General features: G+C 64.2%; 28 protein-coding genes and 1 pseudogene. 15 read left to right on the top strand and 14 right to left on the bottom strand.

Going from position 1 to position 23,344, the window contains the following annotated elements; translation table 11 throughout:
- On the top strand, positions 1–261 hold a 261-nt coding region (locus R4P47_RS16240), incomplete at its 5' end, for a cytochrome c biogenesis protein ResB (protein WP_317785192.1).
- A gap of 4 nt (positions 262–265) precedes the next feature.
- On the top strand, positions 266–1,228 hold the full coding sequence (ccsB, locus tag R4P47_RS16235) for a c-type cytochrome biogenesis protein CcsB (protein ID WP_032373342.1): 963 nt from the start codon (positions 266–268) through the stop codon (positions 1,226–1,228).
- Between the two features lie 6 nt (positions 1,229–1,234).
- Here ccsB (R4P47_RS16235) and R4P47_RS16230 read toward each other — a convergent pair.
- The 3 genes and pseudogenes from R4P47_RS16230 to R4P47_RS16220 form a co-directional block, all read right to left on the bottom strand.
- Positions 1,235–1,534, bottom strand: a pseudogene (locus tag R4P47_RS16230) (DUF3703 domain-containing protein).
- 48 nt (positions 1,535–1,582) lie between these two features.
- Positions 1,583–3,790, bottom strand: a complete 2,208-nt coding sequence (locus tag R4P47_RS16225) for a cation-translocating P-type ATPase (protein WP_317785191.1) — start codon at positions 3,788–3,790, stop codon at positions 1,583–1,585.
- Complete coding sequence (locus R4P47_RS16220; RefSeq protein ID WP_032373340.1) at positions 3,783–4,181, bottom strand: ArsR/SmtB family transcription factor; 399 nt, start codon at positions 4,179–4,181, stop codon at positions 3,783–3,785. Before R4P47_RS16220 ends, R4P47_RS16225 begins: the two co-directional genes overlap by 8 nt.
- Before the next feature lie 136 nt (positions 4,182–4,317).
- Between R4P47_RS16220 and R4P47_RS16215 the strand changes: the two genes are divergently transcribed.
- The 6 genes from R4P47_RS16215 to R4P47_RS16190 all read left to right on the top strand — a co-directional run bounded on the left by R4P47_RS16215 (position 4,318) and on the right by R4P47_RS16190 (position 9,126).
- Complete coding sequence (locus R4P47_RS16215; protein WP_008720127.1) at positions 4,318–4,977, top strand: DsbA family protein; 660 nt, start codon at positions 4,318–4,320, stop codon at positions 4,975–4,977.
- The gene (locus R4P47_RS16210; protein ID WP_008720128.1) at positions 4,952–5,587 is read left to right on the top strand and encodes a vitamin K epoxide reductase family protein; all 636 of its coding nucleotides are present in this window, start codon (positions 4,952–4,954) and stop codon (positions 5,585–5,587) included. The genes R4P47_RS16215 and R4P47_RS16210 overlap by 26 nt, the downstream gene beginning before the upstream one ends.
- Positions 5,588–5,642: 55 nt before the next feature.
- A complete protein-coding gene (locus R4P47_RS16205; RefSeq protein WP_008720130.1) occupies positions 5,643–6,272 on the top strand; it encodes a TlpA family protein disulfide reductase in 630 nt (209 codons plus the stop codon).
- Positions 6,269–6,901: a TlpA disulfide reductase family protein gene (locus R4P47_RS16200; RefSeq protein WP_080733221.1), complete on the top strand. Its 633-nt coding sequence runs from the start codon at positions 6,269–6,271 to the stop codon at positions 6,899–6,901. Before R4P47_RS16205 ends, R4P47_RS16200 begins: the two co-directional genes overlap by 4 nt.
- The gene (locus R4P47_RS16195) at positions 6,898–7,785 is read left to right on the top strand and encodes a cytochrome c biogenesis CcdA family protein (protein ID WP_032373339.1); all 888 of its coding nucleotides are present in this window, start codon (positions 6,898–6,900) and stop codon (positions 7,783–7,785) included. Before R4P47_RS16200 ends, R4P47_RS16195 begins: the two co-directional genes overlap by 4 nt.
- Positions 7,786–7,884: 99 nt before the next feature.
- Positions 7,885–9,126, top strand: coding sequence for an Nramp family divalent metal transporter (locus tag R4P47_RS16190; RefSeq protein WP_094642717.1), 1,242 nt, complete (start codon positions 7,885–7,887; stop codon positions 9,124–9,126).
- Positions 9,127–9,231: 105 nt separating this feature from the next.
- Here the strand turns inward: R4P47_RS16190 and R4P47_RS16185 are convergent, their stop codons facing one another.
- Entirely contained in the window at positions 9,232–9,678 is a 447-nt protein-coding gene (locus R4P47_RS16185) for a bleomycin resistance protein (RefSeq protein WP_197077431.1), read from the bottom strand.
- 215 nt (positions 9,679–9,893) lie between these two features.
- Between R4P47_RS16185 and R4P47_RS16180 the strand changes: the two genes are divergently transcribed.
- Positions 9,894–10,454, top strand: a complete 561-nt coding sequence (locus tag R4P47_RS16180) for a recombinase family protein (protein ID WP_094642704.1) — start codon at positions 9,894–9,896, stop codon at positions 10,452–10,454.
- A gap of 136 nt (positions 10,455–10,590) precedes the next feature.
- Here the strand turns inward: R4P47_RS16180 and R4P47_RS16175 are convergent, their stop codons facing one another.
- Together R4P47_RS16175 and R4P47_RS16170 are read right to left on the bottom strand one after the other, a co-directional pair.
- Positions 10,591–11,055 carry a DUF5956 family protein gene (locus R4P47_RS16175; protein ID WP_032373337.1) on the bottom strand — a complete coding sequence of 155 codons (465 nt, stop codon included), beginning with the start codon at positions 11,053–11,055 and terminating at the stop codon, positions 10,591–10,593.
- Positions 11,056–11,130: 75 nt separating this feature from the next.
- Positions 11,131–11,481 carry a hypothetical protein gene (locus R4P47_RS16170; RefSeq protein ID WP_094642703.1) on the bottom strand — a complete coding sequence of 117 codons (351 nt, stop codon included), beginning with the start codon at positions 11,479–11,481 and terminating at the stop codon, positions 11,131–11,133.
- A gap of 294 nt (positions 11,482–11,775) precedes the next feature.
- Here R4P47_RS16170 and R4P47_RS16165 point away from each other — a divergent pair, with 294 nt between their 5' ends.
- Together R4P47_RS16165 and ccsB (R4P47_RS16160) are read left to right on the top strand one after the other, a co-directional pair.
- On the top strand, positions 11,776–13,428 hold the full coding sequence (locus tag R4P47_RS16165; protein ID WP_411567343.1) for a cytochrome c biogenesis protein ResB: 1,653 nt from the start codon (positions 11,776–11,778) through the stop codon (positions 13,426–13,428).
- Positions 13,429–13,432: 4 nt separating this feature from the next.
- Positions 13,433–14,404, top strand: a complete 972-nt coding sequence (gene ccsB / locus R4P47_RS16160; RefSeq protein ID WP_287453120.1) for a c-type cytochrome biogenesis protein CcsB — start codon at positions 13,433–13,435, stop codon at positions 14,402–14,404.
- A 9-nt stretch (positions 14,405–14,413) separates the two neighbouring features.
- Here ccsB (R4P47_RS16160) and R4P47_RS16155 read toward each other — a convergent pair whose 3' ends face one another.
- On the bottom strand, positions 14,414–14,545 hold the full coding sequence (locus tag R4P47_RS16155; protein ID WP_080733457.1) for a DUF3703 domain-containing protein: 132 nt from the start codon (positions 14,543–14,545) through the stop codon (positions 14,414–14,416).
- 11 nt (positions 14,546–14,556) lie between these two features.
- Here R4P47_RS16155 and R4P47_RS16150 point away from each other — a divergent pair, with 11 nt between their 5' ends.
- From R4P47_RS16150 to R4P47_RS16140, 3 genes are read left to right on the top strand one after another with little or no spacing between them, the layout of a single operon-like run.
- Positions 14,557–14,703, top strand: coding sequence for a hypothetical protein (locus R4P47_RS16150; RefSeq protein ID WP_155288776.1), 147 nt, complete (start codon positions 14,557–14,559; stop codon positions 14,701–14,703).
- Entirely contained in the window at positions 14,700–15,332 is a 633-nt protein-coding gene (locus R4P47_RS16145) for a TlpA disulfide reductase family protein (RefSeq protein ID WP_080736598.1), read from the top strand. Before R4P47_RS16150 ends, R4P47_RS16145 begins: the two co-directional genes overlap by 4 nt.
- A complete protein-coding gene (locus R4P47_RS16140) occupies positions 15,329–16,150 on the top strand; it encodes a cytochrome c biogenesis CcdA family protein (RefSeq protein ID WP_032375700.1) in 822 nt (273 codons plus the stop codon). Before R4P47_RS16145 ends, R4P47_RS16140 begins: the two co-directional genes overlap by 4 nt.
- A 316-nt stretch (positions 16,151–16,466) precedes the next feature.
- On the opposite strand, the gene R4P47_RS16135 is transcribed toward R4P47_RS16140, so the two are convergent.
- From R4P47_RS16135 to R4P47_RS16130, 3 genes are all read right to left on the bottom strand, one after another.
- Positions 16,467–17,009, bottom strand: a complete 543-nt coding sequence (locus R4P47_RS16135; protein WP_306436729.1) for a DUF305 domain-containing protein — start codon at positions 17,007–17,009, stop codon at positions 16,467–16,469.
- Between the two features lie 206 nt (positions 17,010–17,215).
- Positions 17,216–17,638 (bottom strand): DUF6153 family protein, encoded by a 423-nt coding sequence (locus R4P47_RS25130; protein WP_353806439.1) that lies wholly within the window; start codon positions 17,636–17,638, stop codon positions 17,216–17,218.
- 100 nt (positions 17,639–17,738) lie between these two features.
- Positions 17,739–18,686: an NlpC/P60 family protein gene (locus tag R4P47_RS16130; RefSeq protein WP_317785189.1), complete on the bottom strand. Its 948-nt coding sequence runs from the start codon at positions 18,684–18,686 to the stop codon at positions 17,739–17,741.
- 401 nt (positions 18,687–19,087) lie between these two features.
- Between R4P47_RS16130 and R4P47_RS16125 the strand changes: the two genes are divergently transcribed.
- On the top strand, positions 19,088–19,591 hold the full coding sequence (locus R4P47_RS16125) for a hypothetical protein (RefSeq protein WP_176457804.1): 504 nt from the start codon (positions 19,088–19,090) through the stop codon (positions 19,589–19,591).
- A 16-nt stretch (positions 19,592–19,607) separates the two neighbouring features.
- Here R4P47_RS16125 and R4P47_RS16120 read toward each other — a convergent pair whose 3' ends face one another.
- The 4 genes from R4P47_RS16120 to R4P47_RS16105 all read right to left on the bottom strand — a co-directional run bounded on the left by R4P47_RS16120 (position 19,608) and on the right by R4P47_RS16105 (position 23,325).
- On the bottom strand, positions 19,608–20,336 hold the full coding sequence (locus R4P47_RS16120) for a TVP38/TMEM64 family protein (RefSeq protein ID WP_045841173.1): 729 nt from the start codon (positions 20,334–20,336) through the stop codon (positions 19,608–19,610).
- Positions 20,337–20,422: 86 nt separating this feature from the next.
- Positions 20,423–20,761, bottom strand: a complete 339-nt coding sequence (locus R4P47_RS16115; protein WP_032375786.1) for a metal-sensitive transcriptional regulator — start codon at positions 20,759–20,761, stop codon at positions 20,423–20,425.
- Positions 20,762–20,784: 23 nt separating this feature from the next.
- Positions 20,785–20,952: a hypothetical protein gene (locus tag R4P47_RS16110; protein WP_269595238.1), complete on the bottom strand. Its 168-nt coding sequence runs from the start codon at positions 20,950–20,952 to the stop codon at positions 20,785–20,787.
- A 108-nt stretch (positions 20,953–21,060) separates the two neighbouring features.
- Positions 21,061–23,325: a heavy metal translocating P-type ATPase gene (locus tag R4P47_RS16105; protein WP_094686191.1), complete on the bottom strand. Its 2,265-nt coding sequence runs from the start codon at positions 23,323–23,325 to the stop codon at positions 21,061–21,063.
- Between the last annotated feature and the right edge of the window lie 19 nt (positions 23,326–23,344).

Below are 23,344 nucleotides of genomic sequence, written 5' to 3'. Positions count from 1 at the left end.
GTCGGATACGACCCCGCGCAGCGGTGGGTGCTCGTGTTCGCGGTCACGATGATGACCGGACTACTGGTGTCCCTGGTCATCACACGTCGCCGTGTCTGGTTCCGGGTCCACCCCGGCGAGCGCGGTCTCTCGCCAGTGGACATGGGTGGCCTGGCTCGCACCGATCACGCCGGCTGGGGACCGGAATTCCAGACCCTTCGGTTGAAGATCTGGCCGCACACGCAGAGCCCGTCCGAGAACCACGACAGAGAAACGGTGTAGCACCATGCCGATCGACGACACCCTCGCCCGGTGGAGCGACATCAGCTTCGAGACCGCCTTCGTGGTCTATCTCCTCGCCGCGATCGCATTCCTCGCACAGCTCGCAACGACCCGTAGCGCGGAACTGCACAATACGGAGCGACTTCGTGCTCGGATCATTGCTGCCACGTCGACGACGCCCGGACGCATTCCCGACGCACCCCGGCGAGTTCCATCCGAACGTTTCGGGCGTAGCGGACTCGGGCTGGTGATGGTGGCACTGACCCTGCATATCGGGTCGATCATCCTTCGCGGGATCGCCACCGGCAGGCCGCCGTGGGGCAACATGTACGAATTCGTCTCGGTCACCTGCGCAGCAGGTGTAGTCGCTGCACTGGTGGTGCTGCGCTCGACGCAGCTACGCACCCTGTGGTTGTTCGTTCTGGTGCCGACGTTGATCCTGCTGTTCGTCGCCGGCACCGTGCTGTACGCCGACGCAGCACCGGTGGTACCGGCACTGCAGTCGTACTGGCTGCCGGTGCACGTCTCCATCGTCTCGCTCGGCAGCGGGGTGTTCCTGATCTCCGGGGTTGCGAGCATACTGTTCCTGATCCGCATGAAGCATCCCGAGGACTCGGGCAGCCGCGTGAGCCGGATCGCAGCCCGCCTGCCCTCCGCGCAGACACTGGACATCGTGGCCTACAAGACCACGATCTTCGCCTTCCCGCTCTTCGGCGTCGGCGTTATCCTCGGCGCTATCTGGGCCGAAGCCGCGTGGGGCCGGTTCTGGGGCTGGGATCCGAAAGAAACGGTCTCCTTCATCACCTGGATCGTCTACGCCTCCTACCTGCACGCCCGCGCCACCAGCGGGTGGCGCAACACCCGCGCAGCATGGATCAACATCGCCGGATTCGTGGCGATGCTGTTCAATCTGTTCATCATCAACATGGTCGTCTCCGGCCTGCACTCCTACGCAGGCCTGAACTGATGACCGCTATCTGCCTCTCAGCGCGTCCGTACGGTCCTGCGGAATGGGCATCGGCGACATCGGTCCCGCCTCGACCCGGCCGGTGTTACCGGCCGGGTATCGCCCCGACCACGATCCTGGAGCAGCGATCACGATCCGGATCACCTGACCCCAGGATTCGCGCCGATCATGTTCTACCGCCGCAGCTTTCACCATCGCGGCGTGGTTGAGAGCATGCAATCACGGATAGTGCTGCGAGAGGATGTGTGTTCGTTCGAGGTGGTGCCAGCGCACCTCTGTTGTCGATGCCGCTGCTGCTGGGGTCATGTCGATCCCGTAGAGCCTGCATGCAGTCCGATCACCGCCCGCAGGTCTCTACCTTCCCTGACCGAGTTCGCTTCGCGCGGGAGTCGATGTGCAGCAGGTACATCGATCCGAGCACCCGGAGCTGCTGCCGTCGTCTGCTCCGATCGCCGAGGGTGACGGTGCGGTGGTGGCGGCCAGTAGGTTCCCAGATGCGAGAGGCGCAGCGTTCCTCGGCGTCGGGGCCGGAGCGCAGCAGGCATCCTCGAAGGCCGCTGCGGGTGCGATCGTGACATTGAGGGCACCGGATGCCGTAGGCGGTGGGACGAACCCGTCCAACGGTGTGGTGCGGGCGGCACGAATCGCATTGGCGATCACCAGGACTTCGGCGAGTTCGTGGACGAGCACCACAGTCGCCAAACCGAGGACGCCGGTGGCAGCCAGTGGGACGAGCACGCCGATGATCGCGATCGACAGGGCGATGTTCTGGACCATGATGCCGCGGGCATGCCGAGCGTGGGCCAGCACCTGCGGTAGATGCCGGAGGTCTTCCCCCATGAGGGCAACATCGGCGGTCTCGATGGCAACGTCGGTTCCCATTGCGCCCATGGCGATACCGACATCTGCGGTCGCCAAGGCGGGAGCGTCGTTGATGCCGTCGCCGACCATGGCAATCTTGCGTCCGGCCGCGATGTCGGCGAGCAGGGCCGCTTTGTCCTCGGGCAGTAGTTCGGCGTGGACGGCGGTGATACCCGCCTGGGTCGCCAGGGCCTGCGCAGTGAGTGCGTTGTCGCCGGTGAGCATCGCAGTGTCGATACCGAGCGCGGTGAGTTGGCGGACAGCCTCGGCGGCCTCGGGCCGCAGTTCGTCGCGGACGGCGATCGCAGCGATCAGGACTCCGGCGCGTTCGACGAGAACGACTGTGGCACCGCTGCTTTGGAGACGAGCGACGTCGGCGCGGAACTCCTCGGAGCTGGGGTGGGTGTCGAACCAGCTCGGTTTCCCGAGCCTGATCGCGGCTCCGTCGAGGGTGCCGGTCAGGCCGTGTCCGGCGATGGCAGTGACATCATCGGCTGCCGCGACGGTCGATACGGAAGCGAGGATGGCGCGGGCGAGTGGATGCTCGCTGCGCGCTTCGAGCGCAGCAGCAACGGCCAGCGCGGCGTCGCGGCCGATTCCCGCAGCGGTGACGACGTCGACGACCTCCGGTCGTCCTGCGGTGAGGGTGCCGGTCTTGTCCACGGCGACGACGCGGATGCGGCCCAGCTCTTCTACTGCTGCACCGCCTTTGATCAATGCCCCGTTGCGGCTCGCAGCCCCGATCGCCGCCACCACCGACAGCGGCACCGAGATGGCCAACGCGCACGGTGATGCCGCGACCAGGACCACCAGTGCGCGTTCGAGCCACAACATGGGGTCACCGAGCACCGCACCGACGCCGGCGACGAGGGCGGCGAGAATCATGATCGAAGGCACGAGGGGACGTGCGATCCGGTCCGCGAGCCGCTGGCCGGCCCCTTTGCGGTCCTGGGCCTGTTCGACGATGCGGACGATGCGCGCAAGCGAACTCTCCGATGCCGGCGCGGTGACGGTGATCTCGATGGCTCCGCCGCCGTTGATGGCACCGGCATGCACCTCGTCGCCGACACCGGCTTCGATGGGCACGGACTCGCCGGTGATCGCGGACACGTCCAGATTCGTCGAACCGCGTGCGATGGTGCCGTCCGTGGCAGCTCGCTCGCCCGGTCGCAGCACCATGGTGTCCCCGATCACGACATCGTCGGGGGGCAGGGCCTGCTCGGTTCCACCGCGCAGGACCGACACTGTCGGCGGCACCAAGGACAGAAGTGCGCGTAGTCCGCGGCGGGTCTTGGTGACCGCGTACTCCTCGAGTCCCTCGGCGACGGAAAACAGGATGCCGAGCATCGCGGCCTCGGGGATCTGGCCCAATGCGATGGCACCGAGGAGCGCGATCGTCATCAGCGTGCCGACACCGATGCGGCCGTGTCGCAGATTTCTCACCGTCGCGGGAACGAAGGTGACGGCCGCGATCGCGGCAGCGATCAGACCGCCGACGGTCGCGACCGCATCGGCACCCGTTCGACCGAGCAACCACGATGCGGCGAGGATGATCGCGGCTACCGATGCGAGTTGCAGCTCGCGGACCTGCCACAACCTCTGGGGTACGTCGGTCGGAGCCGGACCTGCCGTGCCCGTACCGTCGGCGGCCGGTTCGGTGGTCGGCGCAGCGGGGGTCGGTCCGCAGCACGCGTCAGCCATGATCGACCCCGGTGAGATCAGCGGTGGCCGAGGCGGTGGCCAGTGGCTCGGTCAGTATCGAGAGCAGTCGGGCGCCGCGATCGGTGAGCGAATACATGACCAACTTTCCCTCTCTGTTCGATGTGACGGCGTCCGCGGCTTTGAGTTTGCGGAGATGGTGGGAGACCAGCTTCTGGCTCTGTCCCACGATCCACGCAACATCGCAGCCGCACATCTGCCCGCCGGCGTTCAACGCGAGCGCGATGGTCAGTCGGGTGGGGTCACCGAAAGCTCGGGCAGCGTCGGCGACCGGTTCGATATCGCCGAGAGCAGGCAAGGCTGCGCGCACCCTCTCGGCGTGAGGGAGGTCCATACACAACAGATCGCACGAGTCCAAAGGTTCCAAGGCCATGGGCACAATCTAACAATCATGCGATCGTCAGGGAAGACCTTTCGGTCGACGTTCGTACGATTGTTAGTCTCACAACGGGTCGAAACGCCCATATCGGGCCCGTTGATCAGTCCGAACGAGTCGAGAAGGTAGTTGTATGAGCCGAGCGTTGAAGATTTCCCTGTCCCTGGTGGTCGTGTTCGCCGCCGCGTTGGCTGTATTTCTGGTGGTGGACCGATCGGGCACGCCGGATGCTGCCGCCGCCGAGCAGGCCGCCGCCGACCCTGCCTCGATCGCGGTGCGCGAGAACAGTCATCGGTTGAACTCGGTGCCCGACGGCCGGGTCACGTTCGTGGAGTTCCTCGACTTCGAGTGCGAGGCCTGCCGGTCTGTCTACCCAGCGATCGAACAATTGCGTGAGGAGTACGGCGACCGGGTGAGCTTCGTGGCCCGCTACTTTCCCATCGCCTCGCACTTCAATGCCGAACGCGCCGCACGCGCTGTCGAAGCCGCAGCACAGCAGGGCGGCTTCGAGGACATGTATCAGCGCATGTACGAGACGCAGGCGCAGTGGGGCGAACAGCAGGTTCCGCAGGACGAGTTGTTTCGGAGCTTCGCCGTCGAGCAAGGACTCGACATGAGCGCCTTCGATGCCGCTTACACCGACCCTGCGACGCTCGAACGCATCGAGGCCGACGTCGCCGACGGGATCGCGCTCGGCGTCCAGGGCACCCCGACGTTCTTCCTCAACGGCACCAAGATCGAACCCACCACCTACGGAGACCTCACCGATGCCCTCGACGCTGCACTCGGCTGACCGCGCAGCCGCTCTCACCCGACGCAGCGGACCGTTCGCCCGAAGCCTGCCCTGGCTGCTGCTGGTAGGAGGCGTGATCGGACTGGCCGCCGCGTTCGTACTCACGGTAGAGAAGTTCGCCCTTGCGCTCGATCCCGCCTACGCCCCGACCTGCAGTATCAATCCGGTACTCAACTGCGGATCGGTGATGGACACCCCGCAGGCGTCTGCGTTCGGATTTCCCAATTCCCTTCTCGGGATCGCGGGCTTCGCCGTCGTGGCGGCAGTGGGTGCCGCCCTGCTCGCCGGAGCCGTGTTCGCGCAGTGGTTCTGGAGTGCACTGCAGGTCGGTGTCACTGCTGCTGCGGTCTTCGTGCACTGGCTGATCGTGCAGAGCCTCTACGACATCGGCGCGCTGTGCCCGTACTGCATGGCGGTGTGGGCGGTCACCGTACCGATCTTCTGGTACGTCACGCTGCGCAACCTCGACCGCGGGGCTCCGAGTGCGGGCCGGCGGCAGTGGGCGGGAGTGTTGATGCGCAATCACTCGATTGCGCTGACCGTGTGGTTTCTCGTCCTCATCGCCCTGATCGCGCAGCGTTTCTGGTCGTACTGGTCCACGCTCCTATGATCCGCGACGTACCGTTCGCCCCTCTGCCGATCTCTCGAGAAAGAAGGTCACGGCGATGACGCGCGGCTGGTCGATCGTCATGCTCGTCGTTGTCGTTGCATCGATCGTCGCACTGTGGCCCCGCTCCGGTGGCGTCGAGGGCGGCCCATCCGACGTCATCGCCAACAATGTCGCGCCGGTCGGACCCGAACCCACACTGTCCCGCCCGCCGGATGACGCGGCACGAGCAACAGCGCTACCGCTGTGTCCGCAGCCGGTGCCACACGAAGGTGGGCCGCTGGCGGGAGTGATGGCGCGCTGCATCGGCAGTGCCGACGATGTCGATCTCGTCGACGTTCTCGGCAGCGAGGTGACGCTGATCAACCTGTGGGCATCCTGGTGCGGCCCGTGCCGCACCGAGATGCCCGTAGTCGATGCCTACGCCGCAGAACCCGACGCGATCCCAGTCATCGGAATCAACGTCGAGGACCGACCCGCGGACGCGGCCGCGCTGCTCACGCAACTGGGCATCCGCTATCCGAACTACATCGACGGCGGCAGCGTCCAGGACGCGCTCTCGGCACCGCCGGTCCTTCCCCTGAGTTTTCTCGTCCGCCCGGACGGAACGATCGAGCGCATCACCGACCCGACAGTGTTCGAGACGACAGACCAGATCCGCACTGCAATAAAGGACTTCACCTCATGACACGTTTCCTACCCGTGTGGGTCGGTACTCGACGACAAGGCGGCACGCCCACCGCGGCAATCGGATCGATTCTTGCCGTCGTACTACTGATCTCCGGATGCTCCGCTGGTGCCGACGCTGCACCGTCCGGCGGGAGCTTCGACTTCGTCGCGCCCGGTGGCCGAACCGACATCGTCTACGACCCTCCCGAAACACGCGGAACCATAGGCGAGCTCGCCGGCCCCGATCTGATGGAGGAGGGCAAGACGACCGCTCTGGCGGACTACGACGGAAAGGTCGTCGTGATCAATCTCTGGGGTCAATGGTGTGGCCCCTGCCGCGGCGAAGCCGACGACCTCGAAGAGGTCTACGAGGCCACCCGTGAGCGCGGTGTGCAGTTCCTCGGTATCAATGTCCGAGATCCGCAGAAGGACAAAGCGCAGGACTTCGTGGTCGACAACAACGTCACTTACCCTTCGATCTACGACCCCTCGATGCGGACGCTGATCGCCCTCGGCGGGAACTATCCGACCAGCGTCATTCCCTCGACGCTGGTACTCGATCGCCAGCACCGGGTGGCCGCGGTCTTCATGCGAGCCCTGCTCACCGAAGACCTGCTTCCCGTCGTCGAACGGATAGCCGCGGAATGACGACTCTTCTCGCCCAAGACATCGGGTCGACGTTCCAGAACGCGGCATCGAGTGGGCCCCTACTGCTGGCGATCGCGGCATGCATGCTCGCCGGGTTGGTCTCGTTCGCCTCACCGTGCGTGGTGCCGCTGGTGCCGGGATACCTGTCCTACCTGGCAGGCATCGCCGGCGCCGACGCCCAATCAGCCCGCGACGCCCAATCAGCCCGCGGCACCCAATCGGCCTGCGAGGCTCAGTCAGCCGATGCCCGGACACCCAGCACCGCGACCGCCGGTACGTCGTCGACGGGTCTCGTGAATCGCTGGCGTGTGGCCGGTGCAGCGTCGTTGTTCGTCGCCGGGTTCACCATCGTCTTCGTCCTCGCCACAGCCTCGGTCTTCGGAGTCATCGGCACCTTGCGCATCAACGAGCAAGTACTCCAACGCGTGGGCGGGGTCATCACGATCATCATGGGTGCGGCGTTCATCGGGTTGATACCCGCACTGCAACGCGACACCCGATTCGCACCCCGGCAGATCTCGTCCCTTGCAGGAGCGCCGCTGCTCGGTGGGGTGTTCGCGCTCGGCTGGACGCCGTGCCTGGGTCCGACCCTTGCCGGCGTGCTGTCCGTGGCGGCAGGCACCGAAGGTGCAACCGCAGCCCGCGGGGTCACTCTCATCGTCGCGTACTGCCTGGGACTCGGCCTACCGTTCGTCGTTCTTGCGTTCGGTTCGAGTTCGGCGATGCGCGGTGTGGGGTGGCTTCGGAGGAACTCTCAGAGGATCAAGGTGGCGGGCGGTGTCATCATGATCGCCGTCGGCATCGCACTGCTGACCGGGGTGTGGGGGTTGTTCATCGCCTGGATCCGCAACGAATTCGTCAGTGCAGTGATCCTGCCCATCTGATCGTGATGTCGCCGAACCGCCACGCCGCATTGCATTGTTCGGGAGGCCGAACTATATTTTCAGGGTTCTGACATATTGTTGGTGCCGGAGGGTGTGGTCATGTCTGTGCTGCAGCGCCGATCGTCTCGGCCGCCCTCGAGGTTTCGGTCTGGCCTCGTTCTGCTCGGTCCTGCTTTCGTCGCCGCGATCGCCTACGTCGACCCCGGCAATGTCGCCTCCAACGTCAGCGCCGGCGCGCAGTTCGGGTACCTGCTGGTCTGGGTGATCGTCGCCGCGAACGTGATGGCCGGCCTCGTGCAGTTCCTCTCCGCCAAACTCGGCATCGTCACCGGAATGACACTGCCCGAAGTGGTCCGCGAGAAGTCGAGCAAGAGTGTGCGACTGGCATATTGGGGGCAAGCAGAAGTGGTCGCCATGGCGACCGACCTCGCAGAGATCGTCGGCGGTGCGATCGCTCTTTACTTGCTCTTCGACCTGCCGCTCCTGATCGGCGGCCTCATCACCGGAGCCGTATCGATGATCTTGTTGCTGGTCCAGGATCGCCGGGGCCAGCGCCCGTTCGAGTTCGTGATTCTCGGTCTACTCGGTGTCATCGCCGTCGGATTTCTTGCCAGCGTCGTCGTGGAACCGCCATCGTTCACCGCCGCTGCCGCCGGGTTGATTCCGCGGTTCGACGGCGCGGAAAGCGTATTGATAGCCGCCGCTATGCTCGGTGCGACGATCATGCCGCACGCGGTCTATCTGCACTCCGGCCTTGCACGTGACCGGCACGGACACCCCGAGGCAGGGCCTGTCCGGCAGCGGTTGTTGCGGATCACCCGGATCGATGTCGGGTTGGCGATGCTGCTGGCCGGTGCAGTGAACATGTCGATGCTGCTGTTGGCGGCCTCGACGCTGGGAGGCCGAGAGGGCGTCGATTCCATCGAAGGAGCTCACACAGCAGTAGGAGACACTCAGGGGCCGGTGGTAGCGCTGCTGTTCGCGGTGGGCCTGCTGGCCTCGGGCCTGGCATCGACATCGGTCGGGGCATACGCCGGCGCGATGATCATGGACGGCCTACTACGTCAGCGCATTCCGATTCTGGTGCGACGACTGGTGACACTTGTTCCCGCACTGGCAATTCTGGCCGCGGGGGTCGACCCCAGTCGGGCACTGGTCGTCTCACAAGTCGTCCTGTCCTTCGGTATTCCGTTCGCGCTCATTCCCTTGGTGCGGTTCACCTCGGACCGCATCCTGATGGGCGGCGATGTCAATCACCGGATCACGGCATACGCGGCATGGCTCATCGCGGGAATCGTCGTCGCACTCAATGTCGCGTTGATCTATCTGACCGTCGCCTGACTGCGCGCGGGTGGACAAGTCCAGCATGCGCTTATTTCAGGACGATGACCACGCGTAGCGCGTCGACGGACGTCCGGGTCATCGAGTTTCTGCTCGAGGGTGCGGTCAGGGTGCGCCGTTGCCTGCCGTGGTGGGCTCGTGTTGGCTTTTTTCATCGGTATGGAAAGTGATCAGATTGCCGTCGGTGTCGACAGCTGCGAACTCCGTCGTTCCCCAGTCCGTCGAGACGGGACGACCCGCGTCTGCGGGATGGAGCACTCCCGCGCGGGACATCTCGGCGTAAAGGTCGTTGATCTCGTCCACGGCGATGCGGCAGCTGGCTGTGCCGGCAAGGAACGTCTCGGCTCCGCTGCATACCGGCCATGCCGCAGGGTCTGAACGGGTATTCCAGCTGTCGTCGTCGGCGGCCCACAAGTGGATCTCGACGTCGTCGCGGGTAAGTCTCGCGAAAGTCGGGTCGGTGTACCGGGTCGTGAAGCCGAACGCGCGGACGTATATCTCTACAGCGGTGTCGATGTCTCGTACCGGCAGCGCAGGTACCACTTTCGACATGCCCATAGGCAACACTAACGCCGACGAGCCGGAGTAGGAGCCGAACCCACATCAATTGCTGGCGCTCAGTGCATTCGACTTCTGACACAGTGAACGCGACTCCTGAAACTGACAGGATCGATATCGAGACTCAATCGTGATGTGTCTCAGAAACCTGTCTCAAGCTCTGACGCGCCGCCTGTGCCTTGTCGGCCGTTTCTGAGACAGTCATCCTCGTGAGCGCCGTTTTGGGATACATGAGGGTCTCGACCACCGATCAGTCGCTGGATCTACAGAGAGACGCACTGACAGCCGCCGGCTGCTTCCGCATCTGGGAAGAGGTCGCATCCGGAGCAGACAAAGACCGACCTCAGTTGCAGCTGCTCCTCGAGAGCGTGCGCGCCGGCGACGTCGTCGCAGTATGGCGACTCGATCGACTCGGCCGCTCACTGAGCCACCTCATCGAAACCGTCAACCTCATCGAAACCAAAGGTGCAACACTGCGCAGCATCACCGAAGGCATCGACACCTCGACAGTCGGAGGACGCCTGACCTACAACATCTTCGGCTCCCTCGCCGAATTCGAACGAGACCTCGTCAAAGAACGCACCATGGCCGGCCTCGCAGCCGCACGAGCCCGCGGCCGCATCGGTGGCCAACCAGCCAAGATCGACGCCGACAAAGCTCGTCACATCCGCAGAATGCTCGACGACGGCACACCCAAAACCGAAATCGCATCAGTACTCGGAATCGGCCGCGCCACCCTCTACCGGCACCTCAGTTCGCCTGCGGGTTAAGCGATTAGCTCCCATCACGGTGTACGTCCGGCCCCGGGTTCCTTTGGCGAGACACTTCCACCGGGTACACCAAAACGGCGACAGGAGGGGTCGCACGTCCTCTGTCTCTGCCAAGGAAAATTGGCGGCTCGCAAGGTCAGGACCGGAACAAATTTCCGTACAGCTGTGCAATGGATTCGAAGACTTCTACGGGATCCACATAATTGTTCTTGTCTCGTAACGCGTCTTCGAGGGCATCTTCGTTCACGATGTTGTCGGGGACCAGCACGTGCCACTTGTAACCCCGCGGTTGTGGACGAACTCCTGCCGAGGCCAAGTATGCATTGATGTCCTCGTTCTGTGCACGCAAATCTTCTTCAGTGAAGGCCTCGAACCAAACTTCCTGCGGGTCACCGGTTGCCTGGTGACCGCGTGACACTTTCACGGGCGGATGCAGCGCCGCTGGATACGACGTCCGAAAGCATCGGCCCGGACCCGCAGCCCAGGCAGTCAACGCCCCATGACCGTTGGCGACGAGCGGTACGTATCGACCCGTGGGCAGACCTTCAGGTATTTCACCCTCGTCATCCGCGACCGGGTAATCGCCCCAGTATTGAGCCATACCGTCTCCTTTAGGCTGAAACGAACTCTGGCCTCGGCCGCCGAAGCGCCGAGGCCAGAGGCGACGATCAAGATGCTAACCGATCTGGAACGACCCGATGGGGTCCCCGGTCTGTGACAGCAGGGGAATCGTCCGGGGAGCTGGCGTCGCGGCAGCGTCGACTACCGAACCAACCAAATCGTCCGACCTGACGTACCCCAGCTCACCATCGGTACCGATGGCGCTGACCAGGTCAGGGAGTTCAGCATCTGCCTGCGCGGCCTCGCCGGTTCCGTAGCTCTCACCGTCCGGATTTGTTCCTTGTGCGCGCGCAGCGTCGCCGTCTGCGCGAGGTGCAGCCAGCGCAGCGGGGGCAGGGTACTGGAGGGGGTCGGACGGGAAGGTGACGTACTCCGACATGTTTCCACCGGACGGCCACACCGCCACGAATCCATGACTGTTGTAGAAGCCGGGTCCGCAGTCTCGAGTGGACGTAGCGGTCTGAGAACTCGTGTTGAACAGGTTACTCCGCGGGATGAAACGCGTTTGGACGGCATGAGTAGAAGAACCGATCCGCGCCTACCGTGGGGCCGAAAGCGGCCTAAACCGAACCGCAGCCCGGCAGCGTTCCGGATGGACCAAGTACCACGTTTGTGGTTGCAGCACTTACCCTCTCGCCCAGGCGACTACCGCACACAACTGCACACGGCCCATCAACTACTATGTTGCATAGTAATTGAGATGCAATCGTCGAAAGGGTGTGGCGGTGTGACAGCTGATCAAACCCCGGCGCTCACATCGCAGGGACGGTTACGCAGAGCAATCGCTGCGGTGCGCAACAGGTGGCGGCAACTGACCTCGATGCGAACGGCACTGGTGCTGCTGTTTTTGCTCGCTATCGCAGCAATCCCAGGCGCCCTGCTGCCACAGCGCAATCTCAACACCCAGGCGGTTGATTCCTACATCGCAGCGCGCCCGGCTCTCGGGGCCGTCATGGACACGCTGGAATTGTTCGACGTATTCGGAAGCTTCTGGTTCACCGCCATCTACGTCCTACTGTTTGTGTCGTTGATCGGCTGCCTGACTCCCCGAATGATCGAACACGGTAAAGCCCTTCGCGCACAGCCAGTTCGCGTACCCCGAAACCTTTCGCGACTACCGCTTCATCATTCGGGCGCTCTCGCCGGTAGCCCGAAAACCGTCATCGACGACATCGCGCCCCACTTGAGAGGGTGGCGTACTGCCGTTAGGCCCGAGCCCGATGGGGCGCTCACCCTCTCCGCCGAGAAGGGCTATACCCGCGAAGCGGGAAACCTACTTTTTCATTTCTCGCTGATCGGTCTGCTCGCGGCCATCGCCATCGGCAAGCTCTTCGGTTACGAAGGATCGGTCATCGTCATCGCCGACAACGGGCCCGGTTTCTGCAACACCTCGCCCGCCATCTACGACTCCTTCCGGGCCGGCAACAGCACCGACGGAACCGGGCTGGAGCCGTTCTGCATCAGAGTCAAGGACTTCAACGCCGACTACCTTGAGAACGGCCAGGCAGAGATGTTCACCTCGAACATCTCCTACCAGTCCGCCGACGACATCGCCGCAGACACCTGGCGCGACTATCAACTCAAAGTCAACGAACCCCTCCGGCTCGGAGATGAACGCATCTACCTCACCGGCCACGGATACGCCCCGGAATTCACCGTGACCTTCCCCGACGGTCAGAGTCGAACCGAGGCCCTGCAGTTCCGGCCCGACGACGCCACCACGTTCCTGAGTAGCGGGGCGTTGCGTTTCGATCCACCCGGCGGGACCTATGCCACCGCCGATGAGCGACGCCGCGGCCAGATCGCCATCGAAGGCCTCTTCGCTCCCACTGCGCAATTCAACGGAACCCTGCTCTCCTCCCGCTTCCCGGACTTGGTCGATCCTGCTGTGGCAGTGGATATCTACAAAGGAGATACCGGCCTCGACACCGGCATCCCCCAGTCGATCTTCTCCCTGGACCAGGAGATGATCAACCAGGGCCGACTTGTCAAGCAGGATCGGGTGAACCTGCGTCCCGGTGAATCGACGACCCTCACCGACGGCACCAACATTCGATTCAACGGCGCCAAGGAGTTCGCCAACCTGCAGGTCGGATACGACCCCGCACAGTTGTGGGTGCTCGTGTTCGCGATCACGATGATGACCGGACTGTTGGTCTCGCTGGTGATCAAGCGACGTCGAGTCTGGTTCCGTGTACTCCCGGCCGAAACAGGCCGATCGAGCGTGGAGATGGGCGGGCTCGCCCGTACCGATCACGCCGGATGGGGACCCGAATTCGAGACCCTCCGCACCGAAATCTGGACGCCGCGTACAAAGACCCACTCCGAGACCCTCGATACAGAAACGGTGTAGCGCCATGCCGATCGACGACACCCTCGCCCGCTGGAGCGACATCAGTTTCGAGACCGCCTTCGTGGTCTACCTTCTCGCCGCGATCCTGTTCATCGCACAACTCGCAACGACACGAACAGCGACTCTGAGCCGGGCCTCGAGTCTGCATCCGCAACTGATCGCAGCGACATCATCGACACCGGGATACGTGCCGGTCCCCGAGCGAAGAGCCCCGTCCGAACGCCTGGGCCGCACGGGACTCGCCCTGGTAATGCTCGCACTCACTTTGCATATCGGGTCGATCGTCCTGCGCGGGATCGCCACGGGCCGCCCGCCGTGGGGAAACATGTACGAATTCGTCTCCGTCACCTGCGCGGCCGGCATACTTGCCGGACTGATCGTGCTGCGCTCGGAGCAACTGCGCACACTATGGTTGTTCGTCCTCGTGCCGACCTTGATCCTGCTCTTCATTGCCGGAACTGTGCTCTATGCCAACGCGGCGCCCGTCGTACCAGCCTTGCAGTCGTATTGGCTCCCCGTGCACGTCTCCGTCGTCTCGCTCGGCAGCGGGGTGTTCCTGATCTCCGGTGCAGCCAGCACATTGTTCCTGATCCGGATCCGATATCCCAACAACAACGCCGTCCCCGACAGCAGAGTGGGCCGGATCGTCGCTCGTCTCCCCTCGGCGCACTCGCTCGACGTGCTGGCGTACAAGACCACCATCTTCGCGTTTCCCCTGTTCGGAATCGGTGTCATCCTCGGCGCGATCTGGGCCGAGGCCGCGTGGGGTCGGTTCTGGGGCTGGGACCCGAAAGAGACGGTCTCATTCATCGCGTGGATCATCTACGCCGCGTACCTGCACGCCCGGGCCACCAGCGGGTGGCGTGACACCCGGGCCGCGTGGATCAACATCGCCGGATTCGTGGCCATGCTGTTCAACCTGTTCATCATCAACATGGTGGTCTCCGGACTGCATTCGTACGCGGGTTTGAACTGATGTCGCCTGCTAGCCGCCGCCCTGTGCTTCGGCGAGGTCATGCGGCACCGGTCGCGTCAATCCCGCGTCGACCCGGCCGGTGTTGCCGACCGGGTATCGACCGGACCAGGATCCAGGAGCCACGACCACGATCCGAATCAACTGACTGCCTCGTGTCCGTAGTGCATTCCGGAGAGGGAAGTCACAGTGCCCCGAGCTTCGTCACCGGCCAAGACTGGGGCATCGACCGCGTCACCGATCCCACGATGTTCGAGACATCGGCGCAGATCCGTACTGCAGCAAAGGCGTCGACTTCATGAGACTCGGCCGCCCTACGGGGGCTCGCACACGCGAACAGAGCAGTCTGCCCGCCACGGCAACGGCATCCATCCTTGCCGTTGTACTCCTGGTCTCCGGATGTTCCGCAGGCGCCGACGCCGTGCCCTCCGGAGGTAGCTTCGATTTCGTTGCACCCGGTGGTCAAACCGACATCGTCTACGATCCCCCCGAAACGCGCGGAACCATCGGTGAACTCGCCGGACCCGATCTGATGGAGGAAGGTAAGAACACCGCTCTGTCGGACTATGACGGCGAGGTGGTCGTGATCAATCTCTGGGGTCAGTGGTGCGGCCCCTGCCGCGGCGAAGCCGACGACCTCGAAGAGGTCTACGAAGCAACCCGCGAGCGCGGTGTGCAGTTCCTCGGTATCAATGTTCGAGATCCGCAGAAGGACAAAGCGCAGGACTTCGTTGTCGACAACAATGTCTCCTACGCCTCGATCTACGACCCCTCGATGCGGACGCTGATCGCCCTCGGCGGGAACTACCCGACCAGCGTGATTCCCTCGACGCTGGTACTCGATCGAGAGCACCGGGTGGCGGCAGTGTTCATGCGTGCCCTCCTCGCCGAAGACCTGCTCCCTGTCGTCGAACGGATAGCAGACGAATGACTGTTCTTCTTGCCCAAGGCGGCGTTGGCTCGACGTTCCAAAATCTGGCATCGAGCGGACCTCTGGTACTGGCGATCGCCGCATGTATGCTCGCCGGGCTGGTCTCGTTCGCGTCACCGTGCGTGGTGCCCCTGGTGCCGGGCTACCTGTCGTACCTGGCGGGCATCGCAGGTGCCGACGTGCCGTCGCTCGCCGCCGCCTCGACTGGTGAAGCACCGCCGAAGCTGGCAAGCCGCTGGCGCGTGGCAGGTGCAGCGGGGTTGTTCGTCGCCGGCTTCACCATCGTCTTCGTCCTCGCCACCGCCTCGATTTTCGGGGTCATCGGCACCCTGCGCATCAACGAACAGGTGCTTCAGCAGGTCGGCGGTGCCATCACGATCATCATGGGCTTGACGTTCATCGGGTTCATTCCCGCATTCCAACGCGACACTCGATTCGCGCCGCAAACCATCTCGTCTCTTGCTGGAGCGCCGCTGCTCGGTGGCGTGTTCGCGCTCGGCTGGACGCCGTGCCTTGGCCCCACGCTCGCCGGGGTGTTGTCCGTTGCCGCTGGCACTGAAGGCGCAACCGCAGCGCGCGGCGTCACTCTCATCGTCGCCTACTGTCTGGGACTCGGTCTACCGTTCGTGGTCCTCGCGTTCGGCTCGAGTTCGGCGATGCGCGGTGTCGGCTGGCTACGGCGGAACTCGCAGAGAATCAAAGTGGCAGGCGGAGTGATCATGATCGCCGTCGGTGTCGCCCTGCTGACGGGGGTGTGGGGTCTGTTCATTGCCTGGATACGCAATGAATTCGTCAGTTCGGTTGTATTACCCATCTGAGAAGGAAACCGAGCAGCCGCACGTGCAAGACCACGCCTCCCCAACTGCCCGTGCCGGTGGTATCGAACCCACTCTCTGTCGACGGCGCGCCCCCGCCGGGCCGCGATGACCCGATCCGAGAGCCGCCCCCTGTCCCTACCGCGGATCTGCGTGTCCCAAGGACCCCGCAGGCGGGTGCATCAGCAGGGGAGGGCATGTTTCCGGGGCCGTGTTGATCGGTGTGGCAGCTAAAAGGGCCAGGTCCTTCGAAACCGAAGGGCGGGGCTCGGTATCGGCCGAGCCCCGCCCTACGGTTGATAGTTCCCAGAATTGAGAGTTACTGGGCGAGCAAACTTTCCATTGTGGAGATTTCGCTCTGCTGCGCATCGATGATTGTGGAGGCAAGCTCCTTGGCATCAGCATTGGAGCCGTCGGCCAACTCGATCTGAGCCATCTCGATTGCCCCCTTGTGGTGCTCGATCATCATGGTGAGCCACATGGAGTCGAACTCCGCTCCGTTGGCGGCCGACAACATGTCCATGTCTTCCTGGCTCATCATGCCGGTCATGCCACCGCTCCCCATGTCCATACCGCCCATGTCCATTCCGCCCATGTCGGCGGACGCTGCGGGCTGTCCCCATGCGGTGAGCAGGGCATTCATCTGCTCCATCTCCGGTGCTTGAGCTGCTTCGATGGCCTGGGCCAGCTCGATGACCTGAGCATTCTCGGTTCGGCCGTCGACAAGTGAAGCCATCTCCACCGCTTGTGCATGGTGGGGGTACATCCCTTCGACGAACGTGACATCGGCATCGTTGAATTCGGCCGATGCTTCGGCGGAATTCTCGGAGGACGACGAGGCCGGTGTATCGCTGCTCGACATGCCGGGCATGTTCATTTCGCCGTCGTTACTGCTGCAGCCAGCGAGAACTGCGGCGGCGACAGCGGAAGCCGCCGTTATCGCGATCGTGAAACGGGTAGATCGATTCGAACGCATAACAAACTCCTGAAATTGTTGGTGGGGTGGTTCGGATCGACAGGCACACTGACCCGTCGACATCTGTGTCTCACACAACGGTGAGTCACCTGTCAGATCCGAAGCACAGACAATTCGGAGAGAGTGAAAATGGTCCAGGGCGGCGGGTGCCCGGTTCGACGACGAACTGCCGACAGCCGCGCAGCGTGGACGAGAGAACCGGCGAAGCCCACAACGATTGCCCGTAAGACGGCCAACGCCGCGACAGCACCGATGATAGCCAGACACAGATGCATGACCGAGCTGTGATCGCCACAGCCGTTCCCGCAGTGTGCTGCGGAACCACTCTCCGATGCTGTCGCAGATGATGCTCCCGAATGCTCGTCGACGGCAGGTGGAGCGCTCACCGTCGAGGTCATCGAGTGTTCGCCGATACTCGTCGCCGTTGCGAACGACATCGGCGCAGAATGCATGAGAAGGACTCCGAACAGCACTATCGAAGCGCAAACAGCACCTAGGAGCCACTTCTGGTTCATAGGTTCCGTGGCTGAAATCCTCACCGGTTCGATCTTACCGGTCTGCCACACGGGCATCCGGTCTCCTCGCAGTCGCGGCGTCCGGACCGTGGACATCGAATCAGGTGGCGATGGGCCGGTTGATTGCGGTCACTTCATCCCAGGGAACGGGCGCGACTTTGACGACGTCGCCGCCGGTGGGGGCGTTGACGTATTTCCCGTCGCCGATGTAGATCCCGATGTGTCCGATCGGTGAGTAGAGAGAGATGAAGTCACCCGGTTGCACTGATTCGCGGGAGACAGGTGTGCCCGCTCGTGCTTGGTCTGCGGCCACGCGTGGAACGGTCAGTCCCAGTTGTTTGTAGGCGAAGTAGATCAGTCCGGAGCAATCGAAGGACCCCGGCCCGGTAGCTCCCCAGGAATAGGGTTTGCCGAGTTGGTCGAGGGCGATGCGCATCGCCTCCGCTGATGTTCCACTCGCAGCCGAGACGGCGGCGGGTAGCTCGGAAGGATTCGTGGTGCCGGGGCTGACGATGGCAGCTCGATCCGCATCGGTGAGGGCGGCGAATTGGTCGGTGATTTTGGCGATCTGATCGGCCAGGTCGGTCTGGCGTTGCTCGAGGTCGCGTTGTGTACGTGCGGCGTCCGCCTCGGCTACCGCAGCGGACGCCTGTGCTTGCCGGGCTTGTTCGAGCTGGTCTCGCGCTTCTTCGTCGATCTGTGTCGAGTCGGCGAGTGCAGCGGCTCGATCGGCGAGGATCCGGTCCAACAACACCATCTGATCGAGTAGTTGCTGCGGGCTGTCCGCGACCAGAACGGCCCCGAGAGGGGATTGCGGTACACCTTTGTACGCGGCGTCGACAGCTGTGGCCAGTGCTCGACGGTTGGCGGATGCGGCCACTTCGGCTTCCCGAGCCGCCGCCGAGGTCTCGTGGGCGAATTGAACTGCGGTACTCAGTTCGCCGCGGCGACGATCGAGGGTGTCCTGCGCGGCGTACATGCTCTCGGTGAGAGTGAATGCGGTCGCATTGAGTTCAGCGAGTTGTCGTACGGCTTCGGATGCGTTCACCGGGGGTGCAGCAGGGTCCGCCGAAGCTGGAGCATTTACCGAAAATGCCGCGGCAACAACGATGATCGAGGCGATCAGGGTAGCGCGGACACGCCGCGTCGGGCCTGAAAAAGAATGCACAGAAGAAATCCTCTGGGGTCGGTGTGGGTTCCCTGCGTCACCAGCGAAGGAAACGGAGCGCGGCGAGAGCCGCATGGGACTGTGTCCGGCCTCGCCGGCACCATTGTCGGGTATCGGCAGTCGTAGACGGTTCCTCACGGTCGGCTGAGGCTTTCGCGTCGACGCTCGACGCCTGTGCCGTATGGGCGGCGAGTCGGCGTCGTTGACCCCGACTCACCGCACCTGCAAACTACTATCATTCATAGTAGACGGTTGGGTGGTGTCCGCTGACCGGGAGAGGGATGACGACTGTGACGATGCGTGACTGGCCGGCGCGCCGTTGGGTGGCCGCGTTACTGGGCGCGACGGTGGCCGCGCTGGTCGTGGCGATCCCCACCGGGATCATCCACACTGCGTTCTACGTTCGAATGACCCCGGTGTTGTGGTGGAACTATCCGGTGTGGATTGCCACCGCAGTTCTCAGTGGCCTCATTCTTGCGACATACGTGAGCACTGGGCTGGCGTCGTCGGTTTCTTCCCGTGTAGGGGTCAGTGCGAATGCGTTGTCGTTGTTGGCAGTCGGATGTCCGATATGCAACAAACTGGTAGTGGTGGCGGTCGGGGTGAGCGGTGCTCTGGATCTATGGGCACCCGTGCAGCCCGTAATCGGAGTGATGTCGGTGGGGGTGATGGTGTGGGCTCTTCGACTGCGAATCCGCGGGGAACGCGCGTGCCCTACTTCTCGCGTAGGTCAGGAGTTCGGCAACTCCGCTGGCTTTGGCGGTGCAGGCGCAGCAAAATTGTAGGATTTCTCGCCACGTCCTATCCGCGGTCCGGCAGCAACAGACGACGAAGGCGACCGCTTCTCGATGCGCCATCTGCGGTGTTGGGCTGTGCCTGCGACACCGGCAGGCGGGCGTCGGCCAGCAATCCTGCCACCCCGGCGGCCACGCAGGCCGACGTCACCACTATCAATGCCGGATTCGTTCGCCCGGTCAAAGCGTCCCCGAACAGCACCGCGGCGATCGTACCGGGCAGAATCCCCACGACAGTGGCCGTCGTGTAGGGCAGCAGGCGCACCGCGGAGAGTCCGGAGCAGTAGTTGACCAGGGCGAACGGTGCCGGGGCAATGAGCCGCAAGGACCCGACGGCCAGCCACCCCCGCCGAGCCAACCGGGCATCGATGGACTTGACCGCAGGATTCGTCAGCCGCTCCTGCACCGCGGTGCGCCCGAGCGCGCGCACCAGCAGCAACGCCAGCACAGCGCTGACAGTTGTGGCGGCGATCGTGACGGCGACCCCGGTGGCGGGACCGAACAACAGTCCGGCGCTGAGGGTGAACACCGTGCGCGGTACCGGGGCAATCGTCAACACCGCCTGGGTCAGAAAGAACACCACCACGAACGACGGGCCCATCGACTCCGCCCACTCGCGCACCACAATGATCGACGGGCGGGGTACGAGGGCGGCAGCCACTGCCAGTATTGCCAGCGCTGCCACGGTGGCGAGGACTCGGCGATCGCGCAGAATCGCCGATACGGTTTCGGTCATGACGGTCTCTGCCTGCGCCGCCTCGCCGAGGTTTCCGACAAGCACGCGGGAGTGGACGGCGAGGAATGGCTTCGCACTGCCGGTGCTCAGGAGCGGACGAGCCGTGAGATCGCGTCGGTGGCCTCTTTGATCTTCGCGTCGGCTTGGGGACCGCCGGCGATGGCGGCGTCGACCACGCAGTGGCTGATGTGAGCTTCGAGCAGGCCCATGGCCACCGCCTGCAAGGCTTTGGTCATCGCCGAGACCTGGGTGAGGATGTCGATGCAGTACTTGTCTTCCTCGACCATGCGCTGCAGTCCTCGGGCCTGGCCTTCGATGCGCTTGAGGCGTTTGAGGTAGGCGTCCTTTTCGGTGATGTAGCCGTGCGCGGCGTGATCATGGCCGTCGGTCTCGGCGGGTGCCTGCGCGGCCGCGGGAGTGGCCATGGTGTCCTCCTGGAATCCGAGTGTCATGCCGAGCATCCTCGATTATGCCCGCCCGGGGTATGGCGCGAGAGGGTCGGTCCGTCGAGTCGTCGCTGGGCCGCCGCCACAGCGCACATCACCGCGCAGCGGGCCACCGCTCGGGTCGCCGGGTGCCGGGTGATCTGCACCAAGGTCGTTGTCACGAAGGACATGGCCCTCTCCTTTCGTAGGCAGCATCGGGGTTGTAGCGGTGGGGTGGGGTGGCGCGCCTGCATGCCACGCCCACCCCAGCCTTTTGGGTGCTTGTTCTACCCGCGCGGTTATCCGGTGAGGGACTTGAACCGGCGCAACCGCAAGCTGTTGCTGACCACGAACACCGACGAGAACGCCATCGCTGCACCGGCCAGCATCGGATTGAGCAGCCCGGCCGCAGCCAAGGGGAGGGCAGCCACGTTGTAGGCGAACGCCCAGAACAAGTTGCCCTTGATGGTGCCCAACGTTCGGCGGGACAGGCGGATAGCATCCGCTGCTGCGCGCAGATCACCGCGCACCAACGTCAGATCGCTGGCTTCGATCGCAACGTCGGTACCGGTGCCCATCGCCAGACCGAGGTCGGCCTGCGCCAACGCGGCGGCGTCGTTCACGCCGTCGCCGACCATCGCCACTACCTTGCCCTGCTCCTGCAGCCTTTTGACGACGTCCACCTTGTCTGCGGGCAGCACCTCCGCGATCACTTCGTGGATGCCGACCTGGTCGGCGATGGCACGCGCGGCGGCTGCGTTGTCGCCGGTGAGCATGATCGGCGTCAAACCCAGGCCCCGCAGCTGCTCGATCGCCTCGGCGGAGGTGGGTTTGACCGCGTCGGCGACGACCAGTACTCCGCGAGCCCGACCGTCCCAACCGACTGCGACGGCGGTCTTGCCCTCGGATTCGGCTGCACGCATCGCACTTTCGAGTTCGTCCGGCAGCTGCTGCGCCCGGTCGGCGAGGAGGCGGGCCCGTCCGACGATCATTGCGTGGTCGTCGACTATGCCCTGCACCCCGAGGCCTTCGATATTTATAAACTGCTCCACCGGTGGCAGGGCTCCGACCTTCTCGCGGGCACCTTTGGCGATGGCCTGGGCGATGGGGTGCTCGGACGAATCTTCGAGTGCACCGGCCAGGCGCAGCACCTGCGCGGTGTCCTCGCCGTCGGCGGTGATCACGTCGAGCAGAGTCATCTTGCCGGTGGTGACGGTGCCGGTCTTGTCGAGTACCACGGTGTCGACACGGCGGGTCGATTCGAGCACTTCGGGACCCTTGATCAGGATGCCGAGCTGAGCGCCGCGGCCGGTGCCGACCATCAGCGCGGTCGGGGTGGCCAGGCCGAGGGCACACGGGCAGGCGATGATCAGGACGGCGACGGCTGCGGTGAACGCGGCCGCGATCCCACCGCCGGTGCCGATCCAGAAGCCGAGTGTCGCCGCGGCAAGGGCGATCACGATCGGGACGAAGACTCCGGAGATCTTGTCGGCCAGACGCTGAGCTTGGGCTTTACCGGTCTGAGCGTCTTCGACGAGTTTCGCCATCTGTGCGAGCTGGGTGTCCGAGCCGATGCGGGTCGCCCGGACCACGATTCGGCCACCGACGTTGACCGTCGCGCCGACGACCAGATCATCGGGTCCTACCTCGACGGGCACGGATTCGCCGGTCAACATCGAATTGTCGACCGCGGAAGAGCCGTCGGCGACCACGCCGTCGGTGGCGATCTTCTCCCCGGGGCGGACGACGAACTCGTCACCGACGATGAGTTGATCGGTGGGGATGCGCTGTTCGACACCCTCGCGCAGGACGGAGACTTCCTTGGCACCGAGCTCGAGCAGGGCACGCAGGGCGGCACCGGCGCGTCGCTTGGAGCGTGCTTCGAAGTAGCGGCCGGCGAGGATGAAGGTGGTGACTCCGGCTGCGGCCTCGAGGTAGATGTTGCCGGCCCCGTCGGAGCGGGAGATGGTCAGCTCGAACGGGTGTGTCATGCCGGCCGTTCCGGCGGTGCCCCAGAACAGGGCATACAACGACCACCCCAGTGCTGCGATGGTGCCCATCGAGATCAGGGTGTCCATCGTTGAGGTGGCGTGCCGCAGATTGGTGAAGGCGGCCTTGTGGAACGGCCATGCCCCCCACACCACCACGGGTGCGGCGAGGGTCAAGGAAAGCCACTGCCAGTTGGTGAACTGCAGTACCGGAACCATAGCCATCGCGATCACCGGCACGCTGAGCACCAGCGATATGAGCAGGCGTTGGCGCAGCGAGGCGGTGGGGTCGATCTCGGCTGGCCCGGCCGCGTCGGGGTCGGTGGAGGAGGCGGCGGGCGCGGGGACCGTGGCGGTGTAGCCGGCCTGCTCGACGGTGCCCACGAGATCCTCGGTCGAGACATCACCGACGTAGTCGACGCGTGCTTTTTCGGTGGCGTAGTTCACCGTCGCGGTGACACCGTCGAGCTTGTTGAGCTTTTTCTCGATCCGGTTCGCGCAGGAGGCGCAGGTCATACCACCGATGTCGAGTTCGACCCGGCCGTCGGCGGTGGGGTGGTGCGTGACGGGATTCATCGTCGCTCCTCTCGGGGTG

The organism is Rhodococcus sp. IEGM 1370, from assembly GCF_033142325.1.
Lineage (GTDB): Bacteria > Actinomycetota > Actinomycetes > Mycobacteriales > Mycobacteriaceae > Rhodococcoides.
Note: the sequence above shows the minus strand (reverse complement) of the source record. Positions and strands in the feature narration are given on the sequence as shown.